This window comes from Anaeromyxobacter sp. Red801, assembly GCF_049201065.2.
Lineage (GTDB): Bacteria > Myxococcota > Myxococcia > Myxococcales > Anaeromyxobacteraceae > Anaeromyxobacter.
This window is the reverse complement of the sequence record NZ_CM181236.1, coordinates 3,146,324-3,165,790: the sequence shown is the minus strand read 5'-3', so window position 1 is coordinate 3,165,790 and position 19,467 is coordinate 3,146,324. Positions and strand designations below refer to the sequence as shown.

17 protein-coding genes are annotated in these 19,467 nt (G+C 76.2%); 10 read left to right on the top strand and 7 right to left on the bottom strand.

From position 1 onward, the window contains the following. Positions 1-58 precede the first annotated feature (58 nt). A complete protein-coding gene (recJ, locus tag ACOQFB_RS14595; RefSeq protein ID WP_059439147.1) occupies positions 59-1,780 on the top strand; it encodes a single-stranded-DNA-specific exonuclease RecJ in 1,722 nt (573 codons plus the stop codon). 70 nt (positions 1,781-1,850) lie between these two features. Here recJ and ACOQFB_RS14590 read toward each other — a convergent pair whose 3' ends face one another. After that, positions 1,851-2,861: an MDR family oxidoreductase gene (locus tag ACOQFB_RS14590; RefSeq protein WP_421609730.1), complete on the bottom strand. Its 1,011-nt coding sequence runs from the start codon at positions 2,859-2,861 to the stop codon at positions 1,851-1,853. A gap of 158 nt (positions 2,862-3,019) precedes the next feature. Then, complete coding sequence (locus ACOQFB_RS14585) at positions 3,020-3,241, bottom strand: YHS domain-containing protein (protein ID WP_059439149.1); 222 nt, start codon at positions 3,239-3,241, stop codon at positions 3,020-3,022. 248 nt (positions 3,242-3,489) lie between these two features. Here ACOQFB_RS14585 and aspS point away from each other — a divergent pair, with 248 nt between their 5' ends. The 6 genes from aspS (at position 3,490) to ACOQFB_RS14555 (ending at position 10,896) form a co-directional block, all read left to right on the top strand. Next, entirely contained in the window at positions 3,490-5,301 is a 1,812-nt protein-coding gene (aspS, locus tag ACOQFB_RS14580) for an aspartate--tRNA ligase (RefSeq protein ID WP_059439150.1), read from the top strand. A gap of 110 nt (positions 5,302-5,411) precedes the next feature. Then, positions 5,412-7,049: a glycerol-3-phosphate dehydrogenase/oxidase gene (locus ACOQFB_RS14575; protein ID WP_059439151.1), complete on the top strand. Its 1,638-nt coding sequence runs from the start codon at positions 5,412-5,414 to the stop codon at positions 7,047-7,049. Continuing rightward, positions 7,046-8,356 (top strand): glycerol-3-phosphate dehydrogenase subunit GlpB, encoded by a 1,311-nt coding sequence (gene glpB / locus ACOQFB_RS14570; protein ID WP_421609729.1) that lies wholly within the window; start codon positions 7,046-7,048, stop codon positions 8,354-8,356. Before ACOQFB_RS14575 ends, glpB begins: the two co-directional genes overlap by 4 nt. Positions 8,357-8,413: 57 nt before the next feature. Continuing rightward, positions 8,414-8,911, top strand: coding sequence for a 4Fe-4S dicluster domain-containing protein (locus ACOQFB_RS14565; RefSeq protein WP_059438900.1), 498 nt, complete (start codon positions 8,414-8,416; stop codon positions 8,909-8,911). 49 nt (positions 8,912-8,960) lie between these two features. After that, a complete protein-coding gene (locus tag ACOQFB_RS14560; protein WP_421609728.1) occupies positions 8,961-9,890 on the top strand; it encodes a diacylglycerol/lipid kinase family protein in 930 nt (309 codons plus the stop codon). 40 nt (positions 9,891-9,930) lie between these two features. Further along, entirely contained in the window at positions 9,931-10,896 is a 966-nt protein-coding gene (locus ACOQFB_RS14555) for a hypothetical protein (protein ID WP_421609727.1), read from the top strand. A 1-nt stretch (position 10,897) separates the two neighbouring features. Here the strand turns inward: ACOQFB_RS14555 and ACOQFB_RS14550 are convergent, their stop codons facing one another. The 3 genes from ACOQFB_RS14550 to ACOQFB_RS14540 all read right to left on the bottom strand — a co-directional run bounded on the left by ACOQFB_RS14550 (position 10,898) and on the right by ACOQFB_RS14540 (position 16,758). Then, on the bottom strand, positions 10,898-13,648 hold the full coding sequence (locus ACOQFB_RS14550) for an SNF2-related protein (RefSeq protein ID WP_421609726.1): 2,751 nt from the start codon (positions 13,646-13,648) through the stop codon (positions 10,898-10,900). A 255-nt stretch (positions 13,649-13,903) separates the two neighbouring features. Continuing rightward, positions 13,904-16,300: an insulinase family protein gene (locus ACOQFB_RS14545; RefSeq protein WP_494492262.1), complete on the bottom strand. Its 2,397-nt coding sequence runs from the start codon at positions 16,298-16,300 to the stop codon at positions 13,904-13,906. Then, positions 16,228-16,758, bottom strand: a complete 531-nt coding sequence (locus ACOQFB_RS14540; protein ID WP_494492261.1) for an insulinase family protein — start codon at positions 16,756-16,758, stop codon at positions 16,228-16,230. The genes ACOQFB_RS14545 and ACOQFB_RS14540 overlap by 73 nt, the downstream gene beginning before the upstream one ends. A gap of 204 nt (positions 16,759-16,962) precedes the next feature. Between ACOQFB_RS14540 and ACOQFB_RS14535 the strand changes: the two genes are divergently transcribed. Next, entirely contained in the window at positions 16,963-17,121 is a 159-nt protein-coding gene (locus ACOQFB_RS14535; RefSeq protein WP_421609724.1) for a hypothetical protein, read from the top strand. A 37-nt stretch (positions 17,122-17,158) separates the two neighbouring features. After that, positions 17,159-17,767, top strand: coding sequence for a phosphorylase family protein (locus ACOQFB_RS14530; RefSeq protein ID WP_421609723.1), 609 nt, complete (start codon positions 17,159-17,161; stop codon positions 17,765-17,767). 1 nt (position 17,768) lies between these two features. On the opposite strand, the gene ACOQFB_RS14525 is transcribed toward ACOQFB_RS14530, so the two are convergent. Together ACOQFB_RS14525 and dps are read right to left on the bottom strand one after the other, a co-directional pair. Beyond that, the gene (locus ACOQFB_RS14525; protein WP_421609722.1) at positions 17,769-18,497 is read right to left on the bottom strand and encodes a VTT domain-containing protein; all 729 of its coding nucleotides are present in this window, start codon (positions 18,495-18,497) and stop codon (positions 17,769-17,771) included. A gap of 53 nt (positions 18,498-18,550) precedes the next feature. Beyond that, positions 18,551-19,090 (bottom strand): DNA starvation/stationary phase protection protein Dps, encoded by a 540-nt coding sequence (gene dps, locus ACOQFB_RS14520; RefSeq protein WP_421609721.1) that lies wholly within the window; start codon positions 19,088-19,090, stop codon positions 18,551-18,553. 174 nt (positions 19,091-19,264) lie between these two features. On the opposite strand from dps, the gene thiS reads away from it, so the two are divergent. Next, the gene (thiS, locus tag ACOQFB_RS14515; RefSeq protein ID WP_011421571.1) at positions 19,265-19,465 is read left to right on the top strand and encodes a sulfur carrier protein ThiS; all 201 of its coding nucleotides are present in this window, start codon (positions 19,265-19,267) and stop codon (positions 19,463-19,465) included. Positions 19,466-19,467: the final 2 nt, after the last annotated feature.

Genomic DNA, 19,467 nt, shown 5'->3' with positions numbered 1-19,467 from the left:
GGCCGCGCCCCCGCGCCCGGCCGCCGCCCTGTCAGGGCGGCGTGCTACCGAGCGGACCGTGTCGGTCGCGACCGGGAAGCGGTGGGTGGAGGCGGCGGTGGACGCGGCGCGCGCGGCGGAGCTGGCCGCCGCCCTGGACCTGCACCCGCTGGCCGCGCGCGTGCTGGCGGCGCGCGTCCGCGGCGACGCGGCGGAGGCCGAGGCCTTCCTGGCCGCCCGCCTCGCCGACCTGCCCGACCCGTTCCGCATGAAGGGCATGGAGGCCGCGGTCGAGCGGATCGTGCGCGCGCTGGAGGGCGGCGAGCGCATCGCCTGCTACGGCGACTACGATGTGGACGGCGTCACCTCGACCGCGCTGCTCTGCGGGTTCCTGCGCGCGGCGGGGGCCGACGTCGTCACCTACACGCCGCACCGGCTGGTGGAGGGCTACGGCCTGAACGGCGAGGCGGTCCGCAGCCTGGCCGCGCAGGGCGTCCGCCTGCTGGTGACGCTCGACTGCGGCATCACGAGCGTGGACGAGGTGCGCGTCGCCGCCGGGCTGGGCGTCGACACCGTGGTGGTGGACCACCACACCGTCCCGGTGGAGCTGCCGGCGGCCGCCGCCATCCTCAACCCCCACCAGCCCGGCTGCGCCTACCCGTCGAAGGACCTGGCCGCGGTCGGCGTGACGTTCGCGCTGGCCATGGCGCTCCGGCGCCGGCTCCGCGAGCGGGGCCGCTTCGGCCCGGCCCGGCCCGAGCCGAACCTGAAGGAGGTGCTCGACCTCGTCGCGCTCGGCACGGTCGCCGACGTGGTGCCGCTCGTGGGCGCGAACCGGATCCTGGTGCGCTGGGGCCTCGAGCAGCTCGCGACCAGCCGGCGCCCGGGCGTGCGCGCGCTGAAGCGCGTGGCCGGCATCGCGGACGGGACGCCGATCACGGCCGGGCAGGTGGGCTTCCGCCTCGCGCCGCGCATCAACGCCGCGGGCCGGCTCGACGACGCGGGGCGCGGCGTGCGCCTGCTCCTGTCCGGCGACGCGGCGGCCGCGCAGGCGCTCGCCGACGAGCTGGATCGCGAGAACCAGGCGCGGCAGGAGATCGAGCGGCGCATCCTGGAGCAGGCGCTCGCCGATGCGGCGGCGCGCGTGGCCGCCGGCGCGCGCGGGCTGGTGCTGGCCCGCGACGGCTGGCACGCCGGCGTGGTGGGCATCGTCGCGTCGCGCGTGGTCGAGCGCTTCCACCGCCCGGCGGTGCTGGTGGCGCTGGAGGACGGCGCCGGGAAGGGGAGCGGGCGGTCGATCGAGGGCTTCCACCTCTACGACGCGCTCGCCGCGTGCTCGGGCCACCTGGCCCGCTTCGGCGGCCACCGGCACGCCGCCGGGGTCACGGTGGAGCGGGCGCAGGTCGAGCCGTTCCGCGCCGCGTTCGAGGCGCACGCCGCCGCCACCATCGCCGACGAGGACCTGGTGCCGCGCTGCCGGATCGACGGCTGGGTGGGCGACGCCGAGGTCACCGAGGACGCCGCCGAGGGGCTGGCGCGGCTCGGGCCGTTCGGCGCCGGCCACCCGGAGCCGGTGTTCGCGCTGCGCGGCGCCGCGGCGCGCGCGCGGACGGTGGGGGCGGGGGGCGCGCACCTGAAGCTCGCGCTCGGGCGCGGGCTCGACGCCATCGGCTTCGGCATGGGCGACCGCGCGCCGGCGTGCGGGGGCCCGGTGGACGCCGCGTTCACCATCGGCTTCGACGAGTGGGACGGCACCCGCCGGCTGCAGCTCAAGCTGAAGGACCTGCGGCCGGCGCGCTGAGGCGCGGCACCGCAGGTGGCCGATGAGCGAGCGCAGCGAGCCCGCCGGGGCGCCGCTCACGAACCGCCGTTCAGGGCGCGACCGCGACCACGGCGCGCCCGCGCACCTGGCCGGCGAGGATCCGCTCGCTCCAGGCCGGCACCTCCGCCAGCGGGATCTCGGTGGTGAGCGCGTCGATGTGGTCGGCGGTGAGATCGCGCGCGATGCGGCCCCAGGCCCGCGCGCGCGGCGCCTGGGGCGCCATCACCGAGTCCACGCCCTGCAGGCGCACGCCGCGGAGCACGAACGGGAGCACCGTGACCGGCAGGTCGGTGCCGCCGGCGAGCCCGCAGGCGGCGACCGCGCCGCGGTAGGCGGTCTGGCGGAGCACGGTGGCCAGCACCGCGCCGCCCACCGCGTCCACGCCGCCCGCCCACGTCTCCGACTCGAGCGGCCGCGTGCCCGGCCTCGCCAGCTCCTCGCGCGGCACGATGCGCGAGGCGCCCAGCGACTCCAGGAAGGCGCGCTCCGAGGGGCGGCCGGTGGAGGCGGCGACCTCGTACCCCGCGCGCGCCAGCAGCGCGACGGCGACGCTGCCGACGCCGCCGGCCGCGCCGGTGACGATCACCGGCCGGCCGCCGGGGCGCACGCCGGCGTCCTCCAGGGCGTCCACGCAGAGCGCGGCGGTGAAGCCGGCGGTGCCGATCGCCATGGCGCGCCGGGCGGTCAGGCCGCGCGGGAGCGGCAGCGCCCACTCGGCGCGGACGCGCGCCAGGCCGCCGTAGCCGCCGAAGGTGGCCTCGCCGATGCCCCAGCCCGTCACCAGCACCTCGTCGCCCGGCTGGAAGGAGGGATCGCGGGACTCGAGCACGGTGCCGGCGAGGTCGATGCCCGGGACCATGGGGAACTTCCGGATCACCTTGCCCTTGCCGGTGACCGCGAGCGCGTCCTTGTAGTTGAGGCTCGAGTAGCGGACCGCGACCGTCAGCTCGCCCTCGGGCAGCGCCGAGGCGGGCAGCTCCTCGAAGCCGGCGGAGCGGGTGCCGTCGCCCTCCCGGACGACGAAGGCGCGGAAGCGCTGCGGCAGCGAGGGCGCGGGCATGGGCGGGTCTCCGGGTGCGAGGGGAGGCGGACGGAAGGCGAAGGGGACCGCCATCCTGCGTCCAGCCCGCCGGAGGGGTCCAGTGCCCGGATCAGGGACGTGCGCGCCGCGCGGCGCATGCGCCCGTCATCTCGGGGAATCCCGCGCGGCGCGGGTGCTCAGGCCACGCCCCAGCGACCGCGCCGCTCCCCGAACAGCGCGCCCATCCTGGCGAGCTCGCCCATGTGGAGCCGCTCCGCGTGCCGCTCGAAGCGCTCCCGGCACCGGCGCGAGCAGAAGAAGTACCGGCGCTTCTTGTACTCGAACGCCTCGGCGTCCTCCTGGAGCACCGGCCGCCCGCACACCGGATCGATCCCGACGCCGCCCTCGTCCACGTCCATGCGATGCCTCCCTCCCCGGGCGCCGGGACTGCAACCACGGGGCCAGCGCCGGCACGCCGCCGGGCGGGCCCGCGTCCGCTCCGCGCCGCGGCGCCCTGCAGGAATTCCAGGGTCCGGGCTGAAACTTCCACATGCCCGCGAGGCCGGGGAGGGCCTGCGGCGGCGCGCACCGGAAGGGCTGCGGTCGTCCTTGACGCCTGAGGTTCCGCAGTGTTAGCTGCCTTTCCCCACGTCCGGAGGCCCGCCCCTTGCCGCGCTTCATCACCGAGCTCAAGCGAACCCACTCCTGCGGTGAACTCACCAAGGCCGACATCGGCAAGGAGGTCGTGCTGTTCGGCTGGGTGAACAACCGGCGGGACCACGGCGGCGCGGTGTTCATCGACCTGCGCGACCGCGGCGGGCTCACCCAGGTGGTGTTCGAGGAGGACGTCCGCCCCGACGTGCACGAGCTCGCCGGCCAGCTCCGGCTCGAGTACTGCGTCGGCGTGCGCGGCAAGGTGGTGTCGCGCGGCGGCAACGTGAACCCGAAGCTCCCCACCGGCGAGATCGAGGTCCACGCCTCCGACCTCGAGATCTTCAACCGCTCCGAGCCGGCGCCGTTCCAGATCGAGGACAGGATCGACACGAGCGAGGAGAAGCGGCTCCAGTACCGCTACCTCGACCTGCGCCGCGCGCCGCTGCAGCAGACGCTCATGACGCGCGCGAGGGTGAACCACCTCACCCGCAACTACTTCACCGACAAGGGCTTCCTCGAGCTCGAGACGCCGTTCATGGTGAAGTACACGCCGGGCGGCGCCCGCAACTTCCTCGTCCCCTCGCGCCTCAACCCCGGCAAGTTCTACGCGCTCGCCGAGAGCCCGCAGCTCTTCAAGCAGCTGTACATGATGGCGGGCTTCGACCGGTACTTCCAGATCGTCCGCTGCTTCCGCGACGAGGACCTCCGGCTCGACCGCCAGCCCGAGTTCACCCAGATCGACGTCGAGATGTCGTTCGTGGAGCAGAACGACGTGTTCGACGTGCTGGAGGGGCTGGTGGTGAAGCTCTGGAAGGAGGTGCTCGGGATCGAGATCCCGCGCCCGTTCCAGCGCATGCCGTTCGAGGAGTCGATGGCGAAGTACGGGAACGACAAGCCCGACCTCCGCTTCGACATGCCGCACGTGGTGCTCACCGACCTGGTGCGCCAGCACGACGGCGGCGGCGTCCCGCTCATGGACGAGGCCGTGAAGGCCAAGGGCATCGTCAAGGCGATGCGCGTGCCCGCGTCGGCGAACTTCTCGCGCACCGAGATCGACAAGCTCGAGGAGTACGTGAAGGGCATGGGCGCGAAGGGGCTCGCCCGCGCCAAGGTCGGCGAGGGCGGCGAGTGGACCCAGTCGCCGCTCGCGAAGACCATCACCCCCGCGCTCCGCCAGGCCGTCAATGAGGCCTGCGAGGCGAAGCCGGGCGACCTGCTCCTGTTCCAGTTCGGCAAGGAGTCGGTGGTCCACACGGTGATGGCGAACCTGCGCGTGCACCTCGCCAAGCGCATGGGCCTCATCCCCGAGTACGGCTCGGGCGGCGCCTGGCGCTTCCTGTGGGTGGTGAACCCGCCGCTGTTCGAGTACGACGAGGAGTCCGGCCAGTGGGCCGCCGCGCACCACGCGTTCACGCGGCCGCACGACTCCGACCTCCAGTTCCTCGAGAGCGACCCGGGCAAGGTGAACTGCTACCGCTACGACCTGGTGCTGAACGGGTTCGAGATCGGCGGCGGCTCCATCCGCCTCCACGACCCCGAGGTCCAGGCGCGGGTGTTCAAGGCCATGGGCATCACCGACGAGGAGGCCCGCAACAAGTTCGGCTTCCTGCTCGACGCGCTCAAGATGGGCGCGCCGCCGCACGGCGGCATCGCGCTCGGCATGGACCGCCTGGTCATGCTCCTCACCGGCGCCGAGTCGCTCCGCGACGTGGTGGCCTGGCCCAAGACGCAGAAGGGCACCGACCTCATGACCGGCGCCCCCGGCGACGTGGACGGCCGCCAGCTGCGCGAGCTGTACGTGAAGAGCACGTTCGAGCCGAAGTAGGTCGCGCCCGTCCCGCGGCGCGCCGCCGCGGCCGGCCGTCCCCGGCGCCTCACCTTTCGCGCGACCGCGCCCCCGGTCCGGGCTACGCTCCGGGGCCGGGGGCGCGCGCGATGGGCGAGCACGACGTCATCATCGTCGGCGGCGGCGTGAACGGGACCGGCACGGCCCGCGACTGCGCCATGCGCGGGCTGCGGGTGCTGCTGCTGGAGAAGTCGGACTTCGGGGTCGGCGCGAGCGGCAACAGCTCGGGCATGATCCACGGCGGCATCCGCTACATGCTCTCCGACCGGAAGGTCACCGAGCTGGCCTGCCGGGACTCCGGGTACATCCAGCGGATCGCCCCGCACCTGCTGTTCCGCATCCCGTTCCTGATGCCGTTCGGCTCGCGCGCCGAGGGCGCCACGCTCGCCGAGCGCGCCGCCTGGTACGCCACCGAGGTCTACGTCGGCACCTACGACCTGTACCAGCCGCTGAAGCGCGGGCGGCCCTCCACGCGGCTGACCGCCGAGGAGCTGTACCGCCTCGAGCCCGGGCTGCGCCCCGGCCTGCACGGCGCGGTGACGCTGGACGAGTGGGGCATCGACGCGTTCCGGCTCTGCGCGCTGAACGCGCTCTCCGCCCGCGCGCACGGCGCCGAGCTGCGCACCTGGACGGAGGTCCGCCAGCTGCTCACCGAGGGCGGGCGGGTGCGCGGCGTCCGCTGGCGCGACGCGCTCACCGGCGAGGAGGGCGAGGCGCGGGCGCCGGTGGTGTTCAACGCGGCGGGCGCGTGGTCCCCGGCGCTGGCGCGCGCGAGCGGCGTGCGGGTGCCGATGCGCCCGGGCAAGGGCGTGCACCTCACGCTCGACCGCCGCTGGTCCAGCTACGGCGTCATCTGCACCGCGGTGGACGGGCGGCAGATGTTCCTCATGCCGCACGAGAACGAGTCGATCGTCGGCACCACCGACGACGACTGGTACGGCGACCCGGACGACCTCGAGGCGACCCAGGACGAGGTGGAGTACCTGCTGGAGGGCGCCGCCTCGCTCGTCCCCGGCGTGCGGCGGGCGCGGATCACGCGCGCCTGGTGCGGCCTGCGCACCACGGTGTACGCGTACGGGCCGAACGAGGACGCGCTCTCGCGCGAGCACCAGCTGCTCGACGGCGCCGCCGACGGCGCGGCCGGGCTGCTCTCCATCGTGGGCGGGAAGCTCGCCTCGTACCGGGCGCAGTCCGAGGAGGCCGCCGACCGCATCGAGGCGCTGCTCGGCCGGCCGGTCACGCCCTGCCGCACGCACCAGGAGCCGCTGCCCGGCGGCGACGAGGTGCCCGATCCGGCCGCGCTGGCGCGCGAGTTCCCGGTGGACGCGGCGGTGGCGGCGCGGCTGGTGTACCGGCACGGCGGGCGCGCGCGGGAGATCTGCGGCATGGTCCGCGACGACCGGCGCCTCGGCCTGGTGCTGTGCCGAGACGAGGGCATCCTCGCGGCCGAGGTGGTCTACTGCGCGCGCCACGAGCAGGTGCGGCGGCTCCAGGACCTGCGGCGGCGCTGCCGGCTGGCGGTGGGCGCCTGCGGCGGCCTCGACTGCGCGCGGGTGGGCGCGCAGCTCGCCGGCCGCGAGCTGTCCTGGCCGCCCGAGCGCGTCCGGGCGGAGCTCTCCGACCTGCTCGACCAGGGCTGGCGCGAGCGGCGGCCGGTGCTGGACGGCGCGCAGCTCGCCGCCGAGGAGCTGCTGCGCGGCGGCTGCGGCCCCTGGGAGGCGCCGTGACCCCGTCGCGCACGGTGCGGGCCGACGTGCTGGTGGTGGGCGGCGGCATGGCCGGCGCCCTGGCGGCGCTCTCGGCGCGGGCGGCCGGCTGCGAGGTGGCGCTGGTGCGGCGCGCGCCCGGCGCGACCGCGCTCTCCTCCGGCTCGGTGGGCGTGGCGCCGGACCTGTCCGCGCTCCCCGGCGACCCGCTCTCCTGGCGGCGCGGGCCGGTGGAGTCGGCGCGTCGCCTGGCGCGGCAGCGCCCCGGGCACCCCTACGCCGCGGTGGGCGAGGGGCTGGTGCTGCTCCCCGACGCGCTCGACTTCGCGGTGCGCGCGCTCGATCCGCTGCTCGCGCCGGTGCTGGAGCGCCCGCGCTTCCTCGCCACGCCCACCGGCGAGGTGGTCGCGGCGGCCACCTGCCAGCGCGCGGCCGAGCCGGGCGACCTGCTCGCGGTGGCCGGGCCGCTGGCGGTGGCCGGGCTCCGCGGGCACCTCGGCTTCGACGCCTCGCTGGTCGCGGACGGGCTCGGCCGCCACGCCGGCCGCGGCGGCCCGGAGGTGCGCGAGCTGGAGGTGGAGCTGCCCGGCCTCGACCCGTGGGCGCGCCCGCACGAGCTGGCCCGCGCGCTGGAGCCGCCCGGCGAGGCCGAGCGGCTGGGGGAGCGGCTGCGGGCGGCGCTCGCGAACGGCGCGCGCGGCGCCGCGGCGGTGCTGCTCCCGCCGGTGCTGGGGCTCTCGCCCGCGGCGCACGTCCCCGAGCGCGTGGCGGCCGTGGCGGGCGTGCCGGTGGCGGAGACGCTCTCCGACGTCCCGAGCGTCCCCGGGCTCCGGCTGCAGGCGGCGCTCGAGGCGCGGCTGGCGCGCGCCGGGGTGACGGTGGTGACCGGCGAGCTGCGGGCGGCGGGCGGCGCGCCGGGCGACCGGGTCGAGGTGGGCGACGCCGCGATCCTGGCGGGGAGCTGGGTGCTCGCCACCGGGCGGTTCGTGGGCGGCGGGCTGGTGCGGCACGGGGCGCTGGCGGAGCGGACCCTGGGCCTGCCGGTGGAGGCCGCCGAGGGGCACGACGCGGGGGTGCACCTCGCGGGACGGCCCGCCACCTCGCTCACCGTCCGCGACCGGCGCGCGCCCCAGCCGCTGCTCTCCGCCGGCCTGCGCGTGGATCCGTCGCTCCGACCGCTCGACGGGCGCGGCCGGCCGGTCCACCCGAGGCTGTTCGCGGCGGGCGCGCTGGTGGGCGGCCACGAGCACGCGAGCGACGGGACCGGCCTGGGCGTGGCCATCCTCACCGGCTGGCTGGCCGGGCGCGCCGCGGCGGCGCGGGGCTGAGCGCGGGGGACCCCACGTCACAGGTGCCGCCGGCGCGCCGGCTGCTACACTCGCTCCATGGCCTCGCCGCGCGCGCTCGCCTACCTCGCCTACCGCGCCCTCGTGGCGCACCCGCTGAAGCGGCTGCGCGCGCGCGGGCCCGGGCTGGAGCGGTTCCGGGCGGCGTACGTGTCCGAGGGGCTGCTCCCGACGCTCCTCCAGGATCGGGAGGTGGACGAGGCCGCCTCGGCCTGCATCTCCTGCGGCCTGTGCGAGCCCGCCTGCGACCTGGCGCGGGCCGCACCGGCGGTGCGCGCGCTGGGGCTGCACGCGGCCTTCCGGCTCCACGGCCGGGCCGGGCCGGAGCTGGCCCTGTCCGCGGCGGCGCTCGAGGCCTGCGACGGCTGCGGCGCGTGCGAGGCGCGGTGCCCGACGGGCGTGCCCATCGCGCGCGTGGTCCGGGCGCTGCGGGCGAGGGCCGAGGCCGGCGCGACGCTGCGGGCCGCCCGGGGCGCGCAGGACGCCCGCACCGTGCCGGGTGGGGCGCCGCCGCCGGGGCGTACGCGCGCCGCGTGACGCGCGACGCCGCGCCGCGGCGGGCCGTCCCGGGATATGATCCCGAGCGGTGAAGCCCTTCCTGATCGTCAACCCAGCCAGCGCCTCCGGCCGCACCGGCCGCCACTTCGACCGGATCGCCCGCGCGGTGCGCGCCTCCATCGGCGACTTCGAGTGCGCCTTCACCAGGGCGCGCGGCGACGGCGTGCGGCTGGCCCGCGAGGCGCTCGCCTCGGGCGGCAAGCTGGTGGTGGCGGTGGGCGGCGACGGCACCGCCAGCGAGGTCATCGACGGGCTCACCGGCGAGACCGGCCCGCGCGATCCCGAGGCGCACTTCGGGTTCATCCCCCGCGGCACCGGCGGCGACCTGTGCCGCACGCTCGGCATCGACCCCGACGTGGACTCGGCGGCGCGCACGCTCGCCTCGCGCGACGTGGCGGTGCTCGACCTGGGGCGGCTGGAGCTGGCGGGCCCGGACGGCGCGCCGGTCACGCGCCACTTCGCCAACGTGGCCGGGTTCGGCGTGTCGGGCGAGGTGAGCGCGCTGGTGAACCGCGGGCTGAAGCTCCCCAGCGGGAAGCTGTCCTACATGCTCGCCTCCGCGCGCGCGCTGATGAGCTGGTCGGACCAGCCGGTGCGGTGGCGCGTGGACGGCGGACCGTGGCACGAGGAGCGGATCACCGCCATCTCGGTCTGCAACGGGCGCTACTTCGGGGGCGGCATGATGGTGGCGCCGGACGCGCGCATGGACGACGGCGTGTTCGACGTGGTGGTGTGGAAGGCGTTCGGCATGGGCGACTTCGTCGCGAAGCGCCCCATGCTCTACGACGGCACCCACGTGCGCCTCGAGAACACCCGCGTGCTGCGGGCGCGCACGCTGGAGGCCGAGCCGCTGGAGGGGGCGCGCGTGCGCATCGACTCCGACGGCGAGTCGCCGGGCCGCCTGCCGGCGCGGTTCACGATCCTCCCGGGTGCGCTCCGGATCCGCGTGGGGCGTTGACCTCGCCGCCGGCGCTCCACGGTCCTTACCCTCCAGCATCATGACGCTCGCCCTCGTCGCCGCGCTGCTCACCGCCGCAACCCCCGCGGGCGGGAAGGCCGCCGTCCCCGCCGTCCGCCACGCCGGGACCCCGGGGCCCTCGCCGCGCGCCATCCGCTCCGCGGAGGACCTGGCCGCGCTGTGCCGGGCGCTCACCCCGCCGGAGCGGCTCCGCCCGCGCGGCGACGCGGTGGAGCGGGGCGAGGCCGAGGCCCGCCACGACGCCGACCGCGACGCCGCCATCGTGGCGCGCTACGCCATCACGCTCCCCGCCGCCCGGCTGCCCTTCGCGCCGTACGACGCGAGCGAGCGGCGGCTCTCGCTGGCCGAGCCCGGCGTGCTGCCGGTGGCGGAGGGCGGGTCGCGGCTGTGGCCGAGCGAGGAGCGCGGGCTGCCGGTGGAGGCCGACGCGGGCGCCGCGCGCCGCGTGCTGGAGGCGCAGCGCGCCGGCCGGCTCGCGCTGGAGCTGACCTTCGACCTCCCCGACGACGCGACCTGCGGCGCCGACCCGCGCGGCAAGACCTTCACGCTGCCGGTCGAGCCGGTGGAGTGGGCCTGGACCGACGGCGGCGCGGCGCTGGCCCGCGGCGGGGCCGGCGCGGATCGCCCGCTCGCGACCGCGGCGCAGGGCGCCACGCCCAGGGTGGACGTGGGCGAGCCCATCGCCGGCCCGTCGGACGCGAAGCGCGCGGTGCTGACCCGCGCCGGCGACCTGCAGGCCTGCTACGCGGAGGCGCTGCGCCGGGATCCGGCGGTGGACGGGGTGCTGGTGGTCGAGCTGGGCGGCGGCCGGATCGGCGTGGCCGCCGACTCCACCGGGACGCCGGAGCTGTCCACCTGCGTGCAGCGCGCGCTCGCCACGCTGGCGGCGCCGGGCGGCGGCCGGGTGGCGGTGCCCATCCGCTTCGAGCTGGTGGCGCCGGCGACGGCGGCGGCCGCCGGCACCGGCTCGGCGCCGGCGCGCTAGGTCACACGCAGCGCCAGTACGCGGTCGCGACCAGGGTCCGGCGCTCCTTCACCTCGGAGCGCTTCTTGAGGTCGGCGACGGCGCGGTCCTTCTCGGCGTAGCGCTGCGCCTCGACCGCGCGCAGGTCGTCCAGCTTGCGCCGGTACTCGCGCTCGGCCCGCTCCAGGAGCGCCCGGCGATCCCGCAGCGGCAGGTCGGAGCGGTCGCCCAGCGCGCCGCGCGCCCGGCCCCAGGCGGCGCGCGCGTCCTCGACCGCCTTGCGCGGCGCGGCGAGCGCGTCCTCCACGGCGCGGTCCCAGCGGTCGCGGGAGGCGTCGTAGGCGGCGCCGATCCGCTCCTGCAGGTCGGCGACCAGCGCCTGGTGGAACGCCTCCAGCGCCTGCTCCTGCGCCTCGCCGATCGACACGGTGGCGCCGCGCGGGCCCGCCTGCGTCTCCTCCGCCGGCAGCGCCGCGAACGCGTCGGCGTCCTCGGTGGAGAGCGCGTGGAACCGCTCGCCGTCGAACCAGAGGACCAGGTGGACGACCCGCTCCTCCGAGACGAGCGCGTCGAACGCGTACTTGTAGGCGAACCACCAGCCCTCGCGCCCGGCCAGCTTGCCCAGCGAGGCGGGCAGCAGGCGGTTCGGGAGCTCCAGGAACGAGACCGCGTCCTGCGGCCGGGCGCGGATCCGCTCCGCCGCCGCCTGGACCAGCTTCGCGCGGCGGGTGCGGCCGCGAGCGGGCTCCTCCGGCGGCGGCGCCGCCGACTCCTCCTCGAACGCGGCCGCGACCAGCGCCTCCTCGTCGGCCTCGCGCCGGGCCACCGCCTCCTTGGCGTTCTTCTCCGCCACCCGGAGCCGGCCGCGCACCTCGCCGTCGAACCGCTCGAACAGGAGCGCGCGGGCCGCCGCGAAGCGCGCCGAGATCCGGTCGTCCAGCTCGCCGCGCAGCTTCGAGAACGCGCGGTCGATCTCCTCGCCGGAGCGGCAGGACTGGTAGATGTCCAGCACCCGCTTCTCGAAGTCGATGCCGGTGCCGAGCGCGCCCAGGATCTCGTCGGACGAGCCGAACACGCCGTCGAACAGCGCCAGCTTCTGCGAGAGCAGGTCGAACAGGCGCGCGTCGGCCGCGTTGGAGCGGTTGAGGAAGTTCAGCACCAGCACGTCGCGCTGCTGGCCGTAGCGGTGGCAGCGGCCGATGCGCTGCTCGACGCGCTGCGGGTTCCAGGGCAGGTCGTAGTTGACCACCAGGTTGCAGAACTGGAGGTTGAGCCCCTCCGCGCCCGCCTCGGTCATCAGCAGGATCTGGGTGCGGTCGCGGAACTCCTCCACCAGCGCGGCGCGCTTCTCGGTGCCGCCCACGTCGCCGGAGAGGCAGGTGACGCTGTAGCCCTTCGACTCGAGCAGCCGCCGCAGGTAGTCCTGCGTGCGCCGGAACTCGGTGAACACCACCGCCTTCTCCGGCCACCCGCACGCCTTGGCCACGGTGAAGCAGCGGTCGAGCCCGCGCACCAGCGCGTCGCCCTTCGCGTTGACCTTGATCTCGCGCGCCAGCCGCGCGCAGGCGCGCAGCTCGCCGAGCTCGTCGTTCATGCGGCGCAGGGCGAGCTGGCCCTTCGGCTTCTGCGGCGCGCCGTCCTCGTCGAACAGCTCCTCCACCTCCTCGGCGAAGCCGTCCATCTCCAGCAGGAGGTCGGCCTGGGCGGTGCACTCGACGCCGGCGATCTTCTGGTCGAGCGTGTCGGCGAGCCGGTCCAGCGTGGCCGCGAGCGCGAACGACGAGGACGCCAGGATCTTCCGGTACACCAGCACGAACAGCGCGCGCCGGGCCATGGGGATGGCGTAGGCGTCCTCGCGCCGCAGGTACTCGGAGACGCGGTCGTACAGCTCCTGCTCCTGCGCGGTGGGGGCGAAGTCCTCCACGATGGAGCGGCGGGCGGTGTACTTGACGTACTCCTTCACCTGCCGGCGCAGGGTGCGCACCACCACCGGCGCCAGCCGCGCCTTCAGGTCGGCGGCCTTGTCCTCGGTGAGCTCGCCGGAGGCGTACTGGAGCCGGAACGTCTCCTCGTTGCCGAGCAGCGCGTCGTCGATGAACGCCGCCAGGCCGAGCAGCTCCATGAGGTCGTTCTGGAGCGGGGTGGCCGTCAGCAGGAGCTTGGGCGAGCGGCGCAGCGCGCGGCGCAGCGCCTGCCCGGTGCGGTGGTCCTTGCGGTAGGCGTTGCGCAGCCGGTGCGCCTCGTCGATGACCGCCACGTCCCAGTGCACACGCTCCACCTCGGCGGCGCGGAGCGCGGCGAACGGGTGCGAGCAGATGACGATCCCGCCGGTGTCGAACGGGTTGGTCTTCAGCCCCTGGCGCTCGCGCTCGCGGCAGGTGTCGCCGTCCACCACGTCCGCCTCGAGGCCGAACTTGGACCGCAGCTCCTCGCGCCACTGCGCGCGCAGCGAGGCCGGCACCAGGATGACGGCGCGCGGCTTCCCCTCGGCCGCGAGCTGCGCCAGCACCAGCCCCGCCTCGACCGTCTTCCCGAGGCCGACCTCGTCGGCCAGCACCGCGCCGCCGGTGGGGAGCGCGGCCAGCGCGAACGCGGCCGCCTCGATCTGGTGGGGGTTCAGGTCCACCGCGGAGTGGGCCAGCGCCGGGGCGAGCCGGGACGTGCCGCCCCCGCCGCGCGCGGTCAGCGCCTCCGCCGCAACCCGCTGGTGGAACCGCGTCAGCTGCGGCCGGGCCGAGCCCGCGCGCGACGCAACCTGAGACACCCCGCCCATCCGCACCGCCTCCCGCCACCCGGGGCGCCCACGCGCCCGCCCACGCCGCGGCGCGCGGAGGTTCCCGCCGCGCCGCCCGGTATCCCGCGATACCGGAGCGGCCACTGTACCAGCATCCGGATCCCGGCGGCAGCCGCTCGTGCGGCCGCGTCGGGGCAGGCGTGTGCGCGCCGCCCCCACGCGCGCGACGGGGACGGGGCGGTCGGTGGCGCCCGCGGCGGCCGCGCCGGGCGGCGCGCCGCGGGCCCTGCCCGGTCAGCGGGCGAAGACGTCGGCGGCCGGCGTGACGCGGATGGCGTCCGGCCGGATGCCGAGCCTCATCGCGCCGATGACCCGGTCCTCCTCGAGGAGCGCGGCGGGCTTCTCGGCGTCGTACTTGACGGTGGAGACCCCGTCCGCGGCGAGCGCCGCCGCGAGCCCCTTCGCGTCCTTCGTGACGATCACGAACGAGAGGTCGGTGGCGGAGAGGTGGGTGCGGATGGCGCGGTTCACGTCCTCGCGGGTGAGCTTCGCGAGCCCGTCGCGCAGGTAGCGCGTGAACTCCGGGATGCCGTACCAGCGCGAGTCGAGCGCGTACCCGACCTGCTGCTCCTGCCGGGCGGTCATCACGTACACGTTCTTCATGAGGTAGGCCCGGGTGGCCTCGAAGTCTGCCTCGGAGAGCCCCTCGTCCACCAGCTTGCGCAGCTCGTGGAGCGCGATCCGGATCGCCATCTGCGCGTTCTGCGGCTGCACCGGCCGGATCCACACCTCGAACAGCTGCGCCCGCCGGGCCAGGTTCGGATCCGGGAAGAACTGGAACATGCCGCGCGGGAACGCCTCGACGTAGGCGTAGTCGCCGTAGTTCATCCCGCGCGTCTCGCGGATGCGCTGGTAGAGGTGCGAGGTGGACGAGCGGTGCTCGCCCAGCCAGGTCTTGGCGAGCCAGAGCGCCGGGAAGTCCGGGTGGCCGCGGGTCACCGCGATGGGCAGGCCGAAGGAGATGGCGGTGGCGCGCGTGTCCTTCTCGACGAGCTCCACCTCGATCCCCTTCGGCCGCCGCCCGGCCACGGCGGGCGCCGGCTCGGCCGGCGCGACCGGCAGCCGCCCCAGCTCCGCCTGGAGCCGCTCGAGGAACGCCTTCGGCGCGTCGCCGCCCACGCCGACCAGCACGTCCGGCCGCGCGTAGCGGGCCTTCACGAACGCCTTCACGTCGTCGAGCGTCACCGCCTGGATGCCCGCCACGGTGCCGATGGCGGGGTGGCCGTAGGGCGTGCCGGCGAAGACGTTCGCCTGCAGCCGCTCCTTGGCCAGCTCCTCGTCGTTCGACTCGCGCAGGTCCTGCACGAGCGCGTTCAGGTGCTCGTCCTTGATGCGCCGGAAGTCCTCCTCGCGGAAGCCGGGCTCGGTGAGCTGCGGCAGCGCCACGTCCGCGAACCGCCGCCAGCCGTCGGCGGGGAAGCGGCCGGTGAGGGTGGCCATCTCCTTGTCCACCTGCGCGTCCAGGCTGGCGGCGAGCGGGTACAGCGCCTCGCGGATCTCGTCGAGGCGCATGCGCTGCGAGCCCGCGGCGGCGAGCATGTCGGCGGCCAGCGCGGCCAGGCCCTCCTTGCCCTTCGGGTCCTTCGCGCTGCCGGCCGGGAACACGAGCTTCACCGTGACCACCGGGAGCTTCGAGGGGAGCAGCGTGACCGGCACGCCGGCCGGCGCGGGCGGCCGCGGCTCGAGCGACGCGAGCGCGGGCTGCGCCTTCACGGCGGCCGGGAGCGGGTCCTTCGCGAGCGTCGTCACCACCAGGCCCGCGTCGGTGAAGTAGCGGCGCGCCGCGGCGAGCAGGTCGGCGCCCTGGAGCGACGCGTAGGTGCGGAAGAGCTGGTTCGCCGTGGCGTAGGACCGCCGGAAGTGCGCGAAGCGCGCCACGATCCCCGCGATGGCGTCGGTGGAGTCGAGCCGGCGCACGAACGCGGCGCGGCCGTGGGACTTCTGGTCGGCGAGCTTCTTCGCGTCCGGCGCGGCGGCGCGGGCCTGCGCGAACGCCTTCAGGATCACGTCGCGGACGTACGGCGCGTCCTCCGCCTTCTTGAGCCGCGCGTAGACGGTGACCAGCCCCGGGTCCACGTTCGGCCCGGTGTCGGTGAACAGCGCGTCCACCTTCTGCTCGTCCACCACCAGCTTCCGGTACACGTCGGAGGTCTCGCCGAAGTGCAGGTCGAACAGGAGGTCCACCGCCGCCCAGTCCTTGCCCGTCTCGGAGAACGCGGGGCCGTGGAACGCCACGGTGACCCACGGCAGCGTCGGCGTGGTCCACGGCACGTGCGCGTAGACCGGTCCCTGCGGCGCGGGCTCGGCGGGGATCCGCGCCTGGAAGTCGCCGCGCTTCCAGCCGCCGAAGTACCGCTCGACGAGCGGGAACACCTGCTCCGGCTTCACGTCGCCGGCCACGATCACCGTCGCGTGCTCGGGCCGGTACCAGCGCGCGTAGAACGTGCGCGAGTAGTCGTACTGGTTCGGCATGTCCTCGATGTCGGCGAGGAAGCCCATGGTCGTGTGCTTGTACGTGTGCGCGCGGAACGCGGCGTCGCGCTGCACCTCCTCCAGCTTCACCAGCGGGTTGGAGGCGTTCTTGTTGTACTCGCCGAGGATGGCGCGCGACTCGGTCTTGAAGCCCTCCACCGAGTAGTCGAGGTGCTGGAAGCGGTCCGCCTCGATCTCGAGGACCTTCTCCAGGTCCTGCTTCGCGAAGGTGGTGTGGTAGTTGGTGAGTCGTCGCTCGTGTACGCGTTCTGCCGCGCGCCGATCTGCGTGAGCACGGCCTGGTACGCGTCCGGCGGGTAGGCCTTCGTCCCGCGGAACATCATGTGCTCGAAGAAGTGCGCGAACCCGGTCTTGCCGGGCTCGACCTCGTTGCGCGAGCCGGTCTGGATCGGGATCTGGACCGACACGAGGTCCGGGAAGCCGGTCGGCACCACGATCACCTTCAGGCCGTTCGGGAGCGTCCGCTCGGCGGCGGGGAAGGGCAGCACGTCGCCCGCGCCGGCGCGCGGCGGCGCGGCGGAGGCGGGCGCGGCCAGGGCCAGGGCTGCGATGGCGGCGGCGGCGGCGAGGAGCAGCGGAGCAGGGGTCGGGCGCATGCGGCGGATCTCCCTCGGGTGAACGGGAAGGGACGAAAGCACGGGGTGGGGCGACCGGCAAGCGGCGCCTCCCCCGGCGCCACGCCGTCCCTTCCCGGAGGCGCGGCGGACCGGTCCGTGACGCCCGCGGCCAGGAGGGGCGCGCGCCGTCGCGTCGAAATAGGCCCGGCCTCTCTCCGTAGGAAAGGCCAACGGAGGTTGGACATGAAGGCCCTCGCAATCGTCGCTCTCGCCATCGCCCTCGAAGCAGGCTTCCTCTTCACGCTCGCGGTCCCCACCGGCTCCGCCGACGTCGCCTCGAACGGCCGCGGCGCCCAGGTCGAGCTGGCGCACGCCCCGGCGCCGGCGCCGGCCCGCTCGTAGCCCGCACGCGGCACCCCGCGGTGGACTACGATGCGGCATGGCCGAACGCCCCAGCCTGCTCCTCGCCGCCTTCCCGCCCGAGCTGGCGGGCCTCGACGCGGCGCCCCCGCCCGGCTGGATCGCGGGCGTCACCGGGGTGGGCGCCGTCGCCGCGGCGCTCGAGACGGCGCGGCTCGTCGCCCTGCACGCGCCGGCGCGCGTGCTGTTCGTCGGGACCTGCGGCGCCTACGACGCGCGGCTCGCGCCCGGCGACCTGCTCTCCGCGTCCGAGGCCGTCGCGACCTCGCTCGACGAGGTGGAGGGGCGGGCGTACCGGCCGGCGATCGAGCGGGTGCGCTGGCCGGCGGGCTGGGACCTGCCGTTCCCCGCGCACGCGGTGGCGGTGCCGCCCGCCATCACCCGCACCGCGGCGGGCGCCCGCGCGCTCGCGGCGGTGGCCGCGGCGGAGCACCTCGAGCTGACCGGCGTGTTCGCCGCCTGCCACGCTGCGGGGGTGCCGGCGGCCGCGGCCCTGGCGGTGGCGAACCGGGTCGGGCCGGACGCGCACGCCGAGTGGAAGGCGACGCACGCCGCCGCGAGCGCGGCGCTCCGGGCGGCGCTCGAGGCGCGCGGCGTGCTCCCGGCGCCGGCCGGGCGCGGGACCTGAGTCAGCGCGGCGGGATGGCGGGGCGGGCGGACGCGGCCGCGAGCGAGCGGCGCAGCACCCAGGAGATGGCGAGCAGGACGGCGCCGGTGCCGAGCGCCGGGAGGATCAGCGCGCCGGCCCCGCCGCGGCCGGCGTCGAGCGTCGCGCGCAGCGCCGCGGCGTCCGCGGCGAGCGAGCCGACGTACACCGACACGATCAGCCCCGGGGCGCTCCCGAGCAGGGAGGCGAGCGCGAACGCGCGGAGCGGCACCGGGGTGGCGCCGAGCAGGTAGTTGAGGACGGTGAACGGCGCCAGCGGCGCGAGCCGGAGCAGCAGCACCACGCGGAAGCCGGAGGCGCCCAGCGCGGCGTCGAGGCCCGCCAGGGCGGGCGAGCGGGCGGCGAGCCGGGCGGCGCGCCCGCGCACCAGCCAGCGCCCCGCCGCGAACGCGGCGCACGCGCCCGCGGTGCTGGCCGGGACGGCGAGCAGCGTGCCGGACACCGGCCCGAGCGCGAACCCGGCGGCGAGGTGGAGCAGCGGGGCGGGGATCATGAGCGGGCCGCCCGCCACGTAGGCCGCGGCCAGCGCCGCCGCCGCGGCGGGCGCGCTCTGGCGGAGCGCCTCCAGCGCGCGGGTGGCCGGGGCGGGCGCGAGCGTGGCGAGCGCCGCCACGGCCGCGACGAGCAGCACGGCCGCGGCGGGCCGGGCCAGGCGGGCCAGGCGGGCGGGGGGAGGGGAGCCGGGGATCACGCGCGCAGTGTAGCGCCCCGCGCCCCGATCCGCCCGCTCCCTCCGCGCGCGGCTCACTCGCCCAGGGTGGCGCGGAGGAACCAGCCGTGCTTCTCGACGCCGGCGATGACGCCGGTGAGCAGGTCCACCGTCTCCGGGTCGCCGTGCTCCTCGGCGAGCGCCTGCGCGGCGCGGAGGCCGCCGAGGTACGCCTCGATCCGGTCGGCGAGCAGCGCGACCAGCTCGAGGTCGCGGACGGCGCCCGCGGGCAGCTCGGGGACGCTGCTCGCCGCGGCCACCTCGCGCGCGGTCCCGGCGGCGCGGCCGCCCAGGGTCACGGCCCGCTCGGCGAGGTCGTCGGAGTGGGCGGCGAGCGCGGTGGCGAGCTCCTCGAAGAGCGCGTGGAGCTGGGCGAAGCCCGGCCCCTTCACGTTCCAGTGCGCGACCTTCGCCTGCGTCTGCAGGTCGATGCCGTCGGCGAGGGTGGCGACGAGGGCGTCCGCGATGCGGCGGCGGTCGGCCTCGGGGAGCGCGCTCGGGCTGCGGTACAGGTCGCGGCGGGCGGCGCGGGCGGGCGGGGTGGCGGGGGGCTGGGTACGGGTCGTGGTCGTCATGTTCAGGTCCTCCTCTCGGACGCGAAGGAGGATGCCGCCGCCCGACTGATAACTCCAAGACATCGTCGCGATGGCGCTGATAGGCTGAGACTGTCACGCGCCGGGCGCCCCCGCCGCGCCCGCGGCCCGCGGCGTTTGACGCGGCGGCGCCGCCGTTGCTAGATCCCCCGCACCATGCAGGTGAGGCTGAACGGAGAGCTCCGGGAGATCCCCGACGGACTGACGGTCGCCGGCCTCCTCGCGCACCTCGGCGTGAAGGCGCCGCGGGTGGCCGTCGAGGTCAACGAGGCGGTCGTCACCAAGGACCGCTACGAGGCCCACCGGATCGGTCCGGGCGACTCGGTGGAGATCGTCGCCTTCGTCGGAGGAGGGTAGGC